Here is a 12,530-nt window from a genome sequence, read left to right on the forward strand (position 1 = left end):
GCAAGGAATTGTTGCCTGGCTCACAGGGAATGCCATTTTCCTTTTCAGGTTGATAACAGGTCTGTAAACTGTTGCGCGGTCTGAAAATAAAAATATAACGCATTCTGCCTTACAGCCAGTTTAGGGATAGATGACTTACAACGAGGTCAATAATGAGTAAAGAAATTAAAGCCCAGGTCGTAGTTCTAGGCTCAGGTCCTGCCGGTTACTCTGCCGCTTTCCGTTGCGCAGACTTAGGTCTGGAAACGGTTCTGATTGAAAAATACAGCACTCTGGGTGGCGTGTGTCTGAACGTGGGTTGTATCCCATCGAAAGCACTGCTGCACGTGGCGAAAGTCATCGAAGAAGCGAAAGCCATGGCCGAGCACGGCGTGGTCTTCGGTGAGCCGCAAACCGATATCAACAAGATCCGCATCTGGAAAGAAAAAGTCATCAACCAGCTGACTGGCGGTCTGGGTGGTATGGCGAAAATGCGTAAAGTAACGGTTGTGAACGGTTACGGTAAATTTACCGGCCCGAACACCATCGTTGTTGAAGGCGAAGAAACCACCACAGTGAACTTCGATAACGCGATTATCGCTGCGGGTTCTCGTCCGATCGAACTGCCATTTATCCCGCATGAAGACCCACGTATCTGGGATTCTACTGATGCGCTGGAACTGAAAGAAGTTCCTGAAAAACTGCTGGTGATGGGCGGCGGTATCATCGGTCTGGAAATGGGTACCGTGTATGACGCACTGGGCTCTCAGATCGATGTGGTTGAAATGTTTGACCAGGTGATCCCTGCGGCAGACAAAGACATCATCAAAGTCTTCACCAAGCGTATCAGCAAGAAGTTCAACCTGATGCTGGAAACCAAAGTGACTGCGGTTGAAGCGAAGGAAGACGGTATCTACGTATCAATGGAAGGCAAGAAAGCACCTGCTGAGCCTGTTCGTTATGATGCGGTTCTGGTTGCGATCGGCCGTACACCAAACGGTAAGCTGATCGACGCTGAGAAAGCTGGCGTTGCCGTTGATGAGCGTGGCTTCATCAACACTGACAAGCAAATGCGTACCAACGTCCCACACATCTTCGCGATTGGTGACGTTGTGGGTCAGCCAATGCTGGCGCACAAAGGTGTTCACGAAGGTCACGTGGCTGCAGAAGTCATTGCCGGTAAGAAACACTACTTCGATCCGAAAGTGATTCCTTCAATTGCTTACACTGAGCCAGAAGTGGCTTGGGTTGGTAAGACTGAGAAAGAAGCGAAAGCAGAAGGCATCAACTACGAAGTTGCAACCTTCCCATGGGCAGCCTCTGGCCGTGCGATTGCTTCTGACTGTGCCGACGGTATGACGAAGATGATCTTCGACAAAGACACCAACCGCGTGATCGGTGGTGCAATTGTGGGTACCAACGGTGGTGAGCTGCTGGGCGAAATCGGTCTGGCGATCGAGATGGGCTGTGATGCTGAAGATATCGCGCTGACCATCCACGCGCACCCGACGCTGCATGAGTCTGTGGGTCTGGCTGCTGAAGTGTTCGAAGGTTCGATCACTGACCTGCCAAACGCAAAAGCGAAGAAGAAAAAGTAAGTCATTACCTTTTCTGAAAGCATGAAAAAAGCGCCTTGATAGGCGCTTTTTTGTTTTCTGTGACCTGCCCACAACATGGTGTCTGTCCGGTCTGATTTCCCCGCCATCGCGGCGGGGCTGCCTTGATTATTGTTTGAAGCTGCTGACCATGCGTTCCAGACGAACTGACAGCGCATGCAGATTCTGACTGGAAGAAACCATCTGATTGGCGGTTTCTGAGGTACGCTGGGTATTCTCGTTGATCTCTTCAATATTCACGTTGATGTCGCTGACCACAGTGGACTGTTCTTCCGTCGCTGTGGCGACCTGGGTGTTGAGATCGGATATCTGCAGGATCTGTTCATTGATCAATTGCAGGGCCTTGGTGGCATCATCCGCAGCCTGGGTGCCGGCTTCCGTCAGCTGCTGACTGTTCTGCATGGCATTGACCGCATTCTGGGCTTCCTGCTGCAGACGGTCGATCATGGTCTGAATCTCATCGGTGGATTTCGCAGTCCGGCTGGCTAAGTTACGGACTTCTTCTGCCACAACCGCAAAGCCGCGGCCCTGTTCTCCGGCACGGGCGGCTTCAATGGCGGCATTGAGCGCCAGCAGGTTGGTTTGCTCAGATACCCCGCGGATCACTTCCAGAATGCCGCCGATCGCAACCGTGTTATCGGCCAGATCGCTGATGACCCGGGCCATGTTGTTCATATCAGCGGCCAGCTGTTCGATGCTGTCCTGAGCACTCAGAACCACTTGCTGACCATTGCTGGTGGCAGAGGTTGCCTGCGAGGCTGAATCAGCCGCAAAGGCTGCATTGCCTGCGATTTCATTGACGGTTGCGCCCATTTCATTGATGGCGGTTGCCACCTGCAGGGTTCGGTCGCGCTGATTCTGGCTGTGAGACAGGGTGGTTTGTGCGTGCGTGGAAACGTCTTCGGCGGCAACCCGCAGTTCGGTTCCCGTGGCAGCTACATCGGCCACCAGAGTATGGATCTTATTGGCAAAGGCATTGAAGCCTTCGGCCAGTTGCGCCATTTCATCCTTGCCGGACACCGGGATACGGCGGCGCAGGTCACCATCGCCTTCTCCGAGTTCACGGAAGGTTTCAGCGGCCTGCTGAATCGGTCCGGTGATGGTATGGCTCAGATAGATGGCCAGTGCGATGAACGCCAGGGTTGTCAGTACGACCAGCAGCATGACGTGCTGGCTGGTTTCCGCCAGCTGGGCGAAGACTTCTTTCTCAGGGACCTGAGCAATCAGGAACCAGTCGATGGACGGAATATAGCTGGAGGCCAGCAGCAGGCTCTCTCCCTGATATTCTGTGGTAAACAAGTTAAACGGTGTTTTTTCCAGCAGAACCCGGCTGTCCGGGCCGAAGCGGTCGATCAGACGGGATTTGTCCGGATTACGGGTGTTGGGATCCAACTGGATCACCCCCTGTGCATCGGTCAGGACCACAAAACCGCTTTTTTCCAGTTTGAATTGCGACAGCAGGTGGGCCATGTCATTGAAGGAGCGGGAAAAGCCCGCCATGCCTTTGCCGTTGGTCTGCTGGTAATTGACAAAGAGCTTCAGCTCACCGTTCGCTTCCCGGAAGACCTGAACCATTCTTGACTTGTTGCTGTCACGGAAGCTGAAGAACCAGCTATCCTGAGCGGGATTCAGGCGTCGCAGGAAACCATTCTGGTTCCAGTAATCACCGGTCTGGCGGTTTGCAATGGACGCATCATTCAGGCCATATTGCGCTTTCAGGGTGTTCAGCTGTTCAATCAGCTGCTGGTTATCGGCCGCACTGACGGGTTGATCCAGCAGTTTCAACGTCGCCGTATTGGAAGCCAGTTGCTGGCTGGCATTTTGCAATTGTTTGACTTCGGATTCGACCTTGTCACGAAATTGTGTCAGTCGTGTCGGCAGCTCAGTATTGAGCAGGCGCGTCTGAATAATATCCTGCGACTTGCTCAGGCTGAGGTAGCCAACCAGGGCACAGGACGCGATCACGGCGATACTCATCGCGAGTGTAAGTTTTTGTCTGATGGAAAGGTGCTTGATATTCATGCATCAATTCTCTGTTGCTACCGGTGTATCTGCGGTATAAGTGTGCGGATTAGTTGTGTTTTCAGGTCAGCCTTTGGGAGGCTGACCGCGTGATCAAAATGGTGTTTCAAAAAAGGATGTTACGGTTTTTTGCATTATTTCTTGTGATATCGGCAGTATTTCCATCAACTTTAGTGCTTGCAGAGCAAAAAAATGCTGAGCGGATCAAGGTCGGGCTGGTGCTGGGCGGCGGTGGCGCAAAAGGCGCCGCCCATGTTGGCGTGCTCAAAGCACTGGAAGAAATGCAGATACCGGTGGACTACATCGTCGGAACCAGCATGGGGGCTTATGTCGGGGGGCTGTATGCTTCAGGCATGAGCGCAGATGAAATCGAAGCCATTCTGAATACCGTGGACTGGGCGTCCGGTTACGAAGACCGGGTGAAGCGCAGTGAACGCCGGGTCCGGGAAAAACAGCAGGAAGACCGTTTTCAGATCATCACAGATTTCGGATTTTCTTTCTGGGAAATCAAGGTGCCCCGGGGCTTCGTTCAGGGGCAGACAATGGGGGAAATCTTGCGGACCACTTCAGGGAATCTGCCCTGGATGGCCAGTTTTGATGAGCTGCCGATCCCTTACCGGGCGGTCGCCACGGATATTGAGCATCTCAAACCTGTTGTGTTGTCCGGGGGCGATCTGGCGGAGTCGATGCAGGCCAGTATGTCGGTACCGGGGTTATTACCGCCGGTAAAACTCGATGGCAAATTACTGGTCGATGGCGGGATCACCAATAATCTGCCGATTTCGGTGGTCAAGGCTATGGGCGCGGATGTTGTGATAGCCGTCGACATCAGCAATGACTTCAAAACAGCGGATGAGCTCACCGACTATCTGGTGGTCATGGATCAGCTGACTGATTTTATGGTGCGGGACAATGCGGCCCGCCAGGAATCCTTGCTGCAGGATGCTGATTTTCTGCTGCGGCCCGATATTCAGGGCATTACTACCACAGACTTTGACCGGATGCCCGAAGCCTTTGACAGCGGCTATCACACGGTACAGGCGCAGCGTTTTCAGCTCTCGGCCCTGGGAAGTGCCACTATTTATCAGGACTATATCGAGAAAAAACAGGCCGCGCGCCGCCAGCTGGAGTTTCTGGAAGAAGGGCGGATTGATGAAATTAAGCTGATCAATAACAGCGATTATGCGGATGCGGTGTTGCTCGACCGTCTGCAGCTGAAGCCGGGCATGAAAGTCAATACGGAAAAGCTCGAGAAAAGTGTCCGCGATCTCTATGCGCTGGACCGGTTTGAGCGGGTGGATTACCGCATTGTGCGGCGGAATGACCGTCATATTCTGATCCTGGAAGTGAAAGCCAAAAGCTGGGGGCCGAACTTCATTGATATGCGTTTTGCTCTGGAAGATGATTTTGCCAATAACACGGACTATTCGATTGGATTGGCGCTGACGGCCACCGGACTGTCGGAGAAGGGTGCTGAGTGGCGGAATGAATTGGAATATGGTTCGGACAAACGCATTGCCTCTGAACTCTATGTGCCTTTCACCAGTGATCAGGAATGGTTCTCCGTGCTGGGGATGGCGTATGACGTGACCAATACGCATGTCACGGTTTCCGGTGAGGAACCGGACCTGAGAAAGATTGATGATTTCCTGGCTGCCCGTTTCAGCGATGTGTCGATTGACAGTTCGATCGGTTGGCAGCCGGCGCTGTGGCAGGAATTCAGGCTGGGTTACCTGTTTGGCAACGGGGAGACTGAGTTTCCCGGGATTCTCCAGCTGGGACGTGAGAAACGCAGCAGTCGTCGGATTTATCTCAGATACAATCTGGATACACTGGATGATTTTACCTTGCCCAAAGACGGGCACTATTTCCTGGCTGAGGTCGCGTCGTCTGATGACAGCGTTCGCTATAAGGGAGAGAAGTTTTCAGATTCCTCACTGCATTTCGATATTGGCTGGAAAGGTGCCTACACCTTTGGTCGCCATACAGTCATGGGTAAGGCGGAGTACGGTAAAGTCCGCTCCGACGCAGATTTGCGGCTCGATCCGAAAGAACTGGGCGGCTTTCTGAATTTATCCGGGATCCCGAAAAACAGTTTGTCCGGGAATAATAAGCTTTTCTCAGCATTGGTTTATCGTTACCACCTGATGGATAACGACTTTGGTCTGTTTAATTCGTCCATTTATCTGGGGGGCTCTGTGGAATGGGGCGGGGTGTACAATAACCCGGATCTCTCAGCCTCAGAAATTCCGGGCTATTATGCCGGGAGTATTTTTACCGGAATTACAACACCATTCGGGCCATTCATTCTGGCTTATGGTCAGACCGAAGAAGATCTGAGTTCATTTTATTTATTCTTTGGAGGAGAGTTGTAAGAAGCGGATTTTTCATGTTTTGTGAATGTTGTAAAAGTCCGTCCGATTTTAATTTTTAGTTAAAAATGGTATGCTCCGTAACCGGTTTTGGTCTCTCCTGCACGCCACAAAGGTCTGAATCAAATCAAGCATAATGCGTGCGAGAAAACCGGAGAGGGCAATCACTTCCAAGGATGTTTAACCGGTTGGTTAAACCGAAAAAAGAGGAATATGTCGTGCTTGAAGCCTACCGTAAACACGTCGAAGAGCGTGCTGCCGAAGGGGTTGTTCCCAAGCCTCTGGACGCCGAGCAAACTGCTGCTCTGGTTGAGCTGCTGAAAAATCCCCCTGCAGGCGAAGAAGCCGTCCTGATTGATCTGCTGGAAAACCGCATCCCACCGGGTGTGGATGAGGCAGCATATGTGAAAGCAGGTTTCCTGGCAGCGATTACCAAAGGTGAAGCCTCTTCCCCTATCGTCAGCAAAGAAAGAGCCGCTGAACTGCTGGGCACCATGCAAGGTGGTTATAATATTGAGCCGCTGGTCAGCCTGCTGGATGATGCTGTGCTTGCTCCGATTGCCGTGACGGCCCTGTCTCACACCCTGCTGATGTTTGATGCTTTCTATGATGTTGAAGAGAAAGCAAAAGCCGGCAATGAATATGCCAAACAGGTGCTGCAGTCCTGGGCTGATGCAGAGTGGTTCCTGTCTAAGCCTGAACTGGCTGAAAAAATCACCCTGACTGTCTTTAAGGTCACAGGTGAAACGAACACCGATGACCTGTCTCCGGCACCGGATGCATGGTCTCGTCCGGATATCCCGCTGCATGCGCTGGCCATGCTGAAAAATGAGCGTGACGGTATTGAACCGGATCAGGCTGGCAGCATTGGTCCGATGAAGCAAATTGAGGCCCTGAAAGAAAAAGGTCATCAACTGGTTTATGTTGGTGATGTTGTGGGTACCGGTTCTTCCCGTAAGTCTGCGACGAACTCCGTGCTGTGGTTCATGGGTGATGACATTCCGCATGTTCCGAACAAACGTGCCGGTGGTTATGTCCTGGGCGGTAAGATTGCGCCAATCTTCTTCAATACCATGGAAGATGCAGGTGCACTGCCAATCGAAGTGGACGTGACTGCCCTGAACATGGGTGACGTGATTGATGTATACCCGTTCAAAGGTGAAGTCCGCCGTCACGGCAGCGACGAAGTTGTGTCGACTTTCAAGCTGAAAACAGACGTGCTGATTGACGAAGTCCGCGCCGGTGGCCGGATTCCTCTGATTATCGGTCGTGGTCTGACGGACCGTGCCCGTGAATCTCTGGGTCTGGAAGCATCGAAAGTCTTCCGTCGTCCGCAGCCTGTTGCCGATACTGGCAAAGGTTATACGCTGGCCCAGAAGATGGTGGGTAAGGCATGTGGCGTCGACGGTATCCGTCCCGGCACATACTGTGAGCCGAAGATGACGACTGTGGGTTCTCAGGACACCACAGGCCCGATGACCCGTGATGAGCTGAAAGATCTGGCATGTCTGGGCTTCTCGGCTGACCTGACCATGCAGTCATTCTGTCACACCTCGGCCTATCCGAAGCCGGTGGATGTGAACACGCACCACACCCTGCCTGATTTCATCATGAACCGCGGCGGTGTCTCGCTGCGTCCGGGTGACGGCGTGATCCACTCCTGGCTGAACCGTATGCTGCTGCCTGATACCGTCGGTACCGGTGGTGACTCGCATACACGCTTCCCGCTGGGTATTTCTTTCCCGGCTGGTTCTGGTCTGGTTGCTTTCGCTGCGGCGACAGGTGTCATGCCGCTGGATATGCCTGAATCCATTCTGGTTCGCTTCAAAGGCGACATGCAGGAAGGTATTACCCTGCGTGATCTGGTTCATGCGATTCCTTACTACGCGATCAAACAAGGTCTGCTGACCGTGGAGAAAGCCGGTAAGATCAATGAATTCTCTGGTCGTATCCTGGAAATCGAAGGTGTTGAGCACCTGACGGTGGAGCAGGCGTTTGAACTGTCTGATGCGTCTGCTGAGCGCAGTGCTGCGGGTTGTACCGTGAAACTGTCTCAGGCATCTGTGGCAGAGTACCTGGAATCGAACATCGTGATGCTGAAGTGGATGATCGCTGAAGGTTACGGTGATCGTCGCACCATCGAGCGTCGTATCACTGCGATGCAGGAGTGGCTGGCGAACCCGTCACTGATGGAAGCTGATACAGATGCAGATTACGCTCATGTGATCGAAATCGATCTGGCTGAGATCAAAGAGCCGATTCTGTGTGCGCCAAACGATCCAGATGATGCACGTCTGCTGTCTGATGTTCAGGGCACAGCAATTGATGAAGTCTTCATTGGTTCGTGTATGACCAACATCGGTCACTTCCGTGCCGCCGGTAAGCTGCTGGATAAATTCGGTGGTCAGCTGAGCACCCGGATGTGGGTTGCACCGCCAACGAAGATGGACCGTGACCAGTTGACTGAAGAAGGTTACTACGGCATCTTCGGCCGTGCCGGGGTACGGATTGAAACGCCGGGATGTTCTCTGTGTATGGGTAACCAGGCGCGTGTTGCTGACAAAGCGACCGTGATGTCAACGTCGACCCGTAACTTCCCGAACCGTCTGGGTACGGGCGCGAATGTCTTCCTGTCATCTGCTGAACTAGCTGCTGTGGGTGCAATTCTGGGTCGAATTCCGACGCTGGATGAGTATCTGGAGTACGCGAAGCAAATCAATGCAACGGCAGCAGATACATACCGTTATCTGAACTTCCACCGCATGGATCAGTACACCAAACGTGCTGATGATGTGATTGTTCAGGCGGCGGTGTAATCCGGTCTGCTGACAACATGTAAATTGAAAGGGAGCCGATGGCTCCCTTTTTTAGTTCTGTTTTTTTATCCGCCTTTATGGAGATGATGCCTGTCTTTCAGCTGACCGCCCATGGTGAGCAAAGCGGCGATGTTGCGTGCTGTCAGCTCAAGGTTGGCAGCACCTTGCGCCAGTGCCTCATCCAGATCGCAGGCCCGGTTGACGATGCTGAACACAGCATCAATGCCCTGGTCGTGAACTACACTGCAGTCTTGAGACAAACTACCGGCGATCCCAATGACCGGTAATCCGAAGCGCTTTGCAGCCCGTGCCACACCCACGGGCGTTTTCCCGTGAATACTCTGACTGTCGATCCGGCCTTCACCGGTAATCACCAGGTCGGCATCGGCGATGGCGTCGTCCAGCCGGACGGCGTCCATCACAATCTCAATACCGGGACGCAACGTTGCACCGAGTACAGCAAGCAGCGCGGCGCCCATTCCGCCCGCTGCACCAGCGCCGGGAGTGTGCCCGATATCACGGCCAAGCTGGCGGCTGAGCAAGCCAGCAAAGTGAGATAGGTTCCGGTCGAGTTGCCCGACCATCGCTGGCGTTGCGCCTTTTTGCGGACCAAATATGGCGGAGGCTCCATGGGCGCCGCAGAGCGGGTTGTCGACATCACAGGCAACTTCCAGTCTGAGCGCTGCCAGCCGGGGATCCAGTCCTGAGACGTCGATGGTCGTCAGATCTGAGAGGGCGCCACCGCCACGGCCAATTTCCTGCCCGTGCTGATCGAGACACCGGACTCCCAGCGCCTGCAGCATTCCGGCACCGCCGTCATTGGTTGCACTCCCGCCGATACCAATGATGAGGTGCTCAATATGTTGTTCCAGGGTTGCTTTGATCAGCTCGCCAGTACCGTAACTGGTGGTCAGTAGCGGGTTGCGTTCATGCATGGGCACGAGGTGCAGCCCTGATGCGGCAGCCATCTCGATGACTGCCGTTTTGCCGTCCCCCAGCAAGCCGTAAAATGCCTCGACCTGATTGCCCAGTGGCCCGGTGACGTGCTGATGGATGATTTGCCCGCCGGTCGCATCCACCAGTGACCGGACGGTTCCTTCGCCGCCATCCGCCATCGGCAGTTTGTGGTAGTCAGCATCCGGCATGACCTGCCGAAAGCCGCGCTCAATGGCATCGGCAACTTCCATCGCCGTCAGGCTTTCTTTGTAGGAATCCGGCGCAATAATTATTTTCATAAGCAAGCCTTGTCAGCTTCTGCCGGAGGCATGGGAGGAAGCTGGTTGCAATTTGTCTGAGTTCCTGACATGGTGCGCGCCTGCTTTCAGCACGCACTGCGATGCCAGGCTGTGATGATGCCTTTTGCATTCAGTCTATCGAGCAAATGATCAATCGACAAACCGCCTGGTGGCGAAAAGAACAAGAGTAGGGCAGGTATGGATTACGAGTTTAAGAAAAATATGCTGGATGGCAGCTATCATGCCGTCTTTTCCATGGGACATGAGGCCCTGGGACGCTGGCTGGTGGAAGAGGTTCAGGATGACGAGGCGAAGATCAGCCTGATCCTGACTCATCTTGGTGCACTCAAGGGCACTACGAGAGAGTGGCAGCTGTCCGGGGAAGAAATGTCGCTGAACCTGCAGGATAATGAAGCGATCGTTCAAGCCAACTACCTGTTTTTCAATACGGAAGACGAACTGGACGAAGACATGAGCCATTATGATGACGAAGCAGTGTCCTGTTGCGGCTTTGAAGATCTTGAGCAGGTTTTGCATGCTTGGCGTGCATTTATCGCCGGCCGGTAGCCCTTCCGGCTGAGAGAAGCAGAGACTTGCTTCTTTTCGGGGAATCAGCCGCACCACGATGGTGCGGCTTTTTTGTGCAATTTGATTTCTTTCTCTTTAACTTGTTGTTTTTCAATTGATATAAAAATTGGCACGAAGCTTGTTTACTTGACTGTGTACTGACTGAGGGATGCACAGGTTTAAGGAGCAGGTTAATGAAACTCATCAACGCAATTATCAAACCTTTCAAGCTGGATGATGTTCGTGAAGCACTGGCAGATGTCGGCGTCGAGGGGATGACGGTTTCTGAGGTTAAGGGATTTGGCCGTCAGAAGGGACACACCGAGCTGTACCGTGGTGCGGAATACCAGGTCGACTTCCTGCCAAAAGTCAAACTGGAGATTGCCACGCAGGCTGAGAACCTCGACATCATTCTTGAGGCAATCACCAAGGCTGCACACACGGGCAAAATCGGTGACGGTAAGATTTTTGTTTATGACCTGGACCACGCGGTACGGATCCGTACCGGTGAGACAGATGCCGAAGCATTATAACAACAAGATGTGATAAGAGGACGATGACCATGGAATTATCAACCACAGTGACTGAGTTGCGTTACGCACTCGACACCTTCTTTTTTCTGATTTCCGGTGCGCTGGTGATGTGGATGGCGGCAGGTTTTGCCATGCTTGAAGCGGGCCTTGTGCGTTCAAAAAACACCACCGAAATTCTGACGAAAAACTTTTGTCTGTACGCGATTGCCTGCACCATGTATCTGATTATCGGTTACAACATTATGTACGTCGATAATGGTGAAGGAGGATGGCTGCCATCATTCGGCACCTTGTTCGGTGCTCAGGCTGAAGGGGCGGATCACTCGCTGGAATCGGATTTCTTCTTCCAGGTCGTCTTCGTGGCAACTGCGATGTCTGTTGTTTCCGGTGCGGTGGCTGAGCGGATGAAACTTTGGGTCTTCCTGATTTTCTCTGTGGTCCTGACAGCTGTCATTTATCCGATTGAAGGCTACTGGACCTGGGGTGGTGGCTTCCTGTCTGCAGCCGGCTTCAGTGACTTCGCCGGTTCCGGTATCGTGCACATGGCTGGTGCATCTGCGGCACTGGCGGGTGTTCTGCTGCTGGGTGCCCGGAAAGGGAAATATGGCAAGAATGGTGAAATTCTGCCAATCCCGGGCTCCAATATGCCGCTGGCGACGCTGGGTACTTTCATCCTGTGGTTTGGCTGGTTTGGCTTCAACGGTGGTTCTCAGCTGATGCTCTCCGATTTCGAGAATGCTACAGCGGTCGGTAAAATTTTCCTGAACACCAATGCGGCGGCGGCGGCGGGCTCTCTTGCTGCACTTGCGGTGTGTAAAACCACCTGGGGTAAAGCGGATCTGACCATGATTCTGAACGGTGCGCTGGCAGGTCTGGTTGCCATTACGGCGGACCCGCTGTCTCCGTCACCCATGTCAGCTGTGATTATCGGTGTGATTGCTGGTGCTGTGGTGGTCTTCAGTATTGTCGGTCTGGATAAGCTGAAAATTGATGATCCTGTGGGTGCGATTTCTGTTCACGGTGTGTGCGGCTTCTTCGGCCTGATGGTCGTCCCATTCAGCAATGGAGATGCAACTTTCGGTGCACAATTGCTGGGCGCAGCAGTCATCTTTGCCTGGGTCTTTGGTGCGAGTTTGGCTGTCTGGGCCATCCTGAAAGTGACAATGGGTATCCGTGTCAGTGAAGAAGAAGAGATGGCGGGAATGGACCTGCACGATTGCGGTATTGATGCGTATCCTGAGTTCGTCAGTGTGAAATAATTGCTCTAAATCTGAACTAATTCACAAAAATGTCAAAAACGCTGCTACTGGCAGCGTTTTTTTGTGTTCATTTGTTTCAGCGCATTGTTGGACGAGGCTGCTACAGTATAATTGAGCGATACTGATAAACG

8 protein-coding genes are annotated in these 12,530 nt (G+C 53.0%); 6 read left to right on the top strand and 2 right to left on the bottom strand.

Annotated features, from left to right (window positions below; translation table 11 throughout):
• The first annotated feature begins 152 nt into the window (after nt 1-152).
• Nucleotides 153-1,577 carry a dihydrolipoyl dehydrogenase gene (gene lpdA / locus L4174_RS02140; RefSeq protein WP_248143943.1) on the top strand — a complete coding sequence of 475 codons (1,425 nt, stop codon included), beginning with the start codon at nt 153-155 and terminating at the stop codon, nt 1,575-1,577.
• A 126-nt stretch (nt 1,578-1,703) separates the two neighbouring features.
• Here lpdA and L4174_RS02145 read toward each other — a convergent pair whose 3' ends face one another.
• Complete coding sequence (locus L4174_RS02145) at nt 1,704-3,617, bottom strand: methyl-accepting chemotaxis protein (protein WP_248143944.1); 1,914 nt, start codon at nt 3,615-3,617, stop codon at nt 1,704-1,706.
• Between the two features lie 98 nt (nt 3,618-3,715).
• Between L4174_RS02145 and L4174_RS02150 the strand changes: the two genes are divergently transcribed.
• Together L4174_RS02150 and acnB are read left to right on the top strand one after the other, a co-directional pair.
• Nucleotides 3,716-5,992, top strand: coding sequence for a patatin-like phospholipase family protein (locus L4174_RS02150; protein WP_248143945.1), 2,277 nt, complete (start codon nt 3,716-3,718; stop codon nt 5,990-5,992).
• Nucleotides 5,993-6,207: 215 nt separating this feature from the next.
• Nucleotides 6,208-8,805, top strand: a complete 2,598-nt coding sequence (acnB, locus tag L4174_RS02155; protein ID WP_248144204.1) for a bifunctional aconitate hydratase 2/2-methylisocitrate dehydratase — start codon at nt 6,208-6,210, stop codon at nt 8,803-8,805.
• Between the two features lie 65 nt (nt 8,806-8,870).
• On the opposite strand, the gene L4174_RS02160 is transcribed toward acnB, so the two are convergent.
• Complete coding sequence (locus L4174_RS02160; RefSeq protein ID WP_248143946.1) at nt 8,871-10,040, bottom strand: glycerate kinase; 1,170 nt, start codon at nt 10,038-10,040, stop codon at nt 8,871-8,873.
• A gap of 198 nt (nt 10,041-10,238) precedes the next feature.
• On the opposite strand from L4174_RS02160, the gene L4174_RS02165 reads away from it, so the two are divergent.
• The 3 genes from L4174_RS02165 (at nt 10,239) to L4174_RS02175 (ending at nt 12,399) form a co-directional block, all read left to right on the top strand.
• A complete protein-coding gene (locus tag L4174_RS02165) occupies nt 10,239-10,607 on the top strand; it encodes a YacL family protein (protein WP_248143947.1) in 369 nt (122 codons plus the stop codon).
• Between the two features lie 194 nt (nt 10,608-10,801).
• Nucleotides 10,802-11,140 (top strand): P-II family nitrogen regulator, encoded by a 339-nt coding sequence (locus L4174_RS02170; RefSeq protein WP_027253649.1) that lies wholly within the window; start codon nt 10,802-10,804, stop codon nt 11,138-11,140.
• Nucleotides 11,141-11,169: 29 nt separating this feature from the next.
• Complete coding sequence (locus L4174_RS02175) at nt 11,170-12,399, top strand: ammonium transporter (RefSeq protein WP_248143948.1); 1,230 nt, start codon at nt 11,170-11,172, stop codon at nt 12,397-12,399.
• Nucleotides 12,400-12,530: the final 131 nt, after the last annotated feature.

This window comes from Photobacterium sp. CCB-ST2H9, from assembly GCF_023151555.2.
Classification (GTDB): domain Bacteria; phylum Pseudomonadota; class Gammaproteobacteria; order Enterobacterales; family Vibrionaceae; genus Photobacterium.

Excerpts from the sequence above, each read along its gene's own strand:
- lpdA (WP_248143943.1), top strand. The coding sequence starts at position 153 with ATGAGTAAAGAAATTAAAGCCCAGGTCGTAGTTCTAGGCTCAGGTCCT.
- L4174_RS02145 (WP_248143944.1), bottom strand. The coding sequence starts at position 3,617 with ATGAATATCAAGCACCTTTCCATCAGACAAAAACTTACACTCGCGATG.
- L4174_RS02150 (WP_248143945.1), top strand. The coding sequence starts at position 3,716 with ATGGTGTTTCAAAAAAGGATGTTACGGTTTTTTGCATTATTTCTTGTG.
- L4174_RS02160 (WP_248143946.1), bottom strand. The coding sequence starts at position 10,040 with ATGAAAATAATTATTGCGCCGGATTCCTACAAAGAAAGCCTGACGGCG.
- L4174_RS02165 (WP_248143947.1), top strand. The coding sequence starts at position 10,239 with ATGGATTACGAGTTTAAGAAAAATATGCTGGATGGCAGCTATCATGCC.
- L4174_RS02170 (WP_027253649.1), top strand. The coding sequence starts at position 10,802 with ATGAAACTCATCAACGCAATTATCAAACCTTTCAAGCTGGATGATGTT.
- L4174_RS02175 (WP_248143948.1), top strand. The coding sequence starts at position 11,170 with ATGGAATTATCAACCACAGTGACTGAGTTGCGTTACGCACTCGACACC.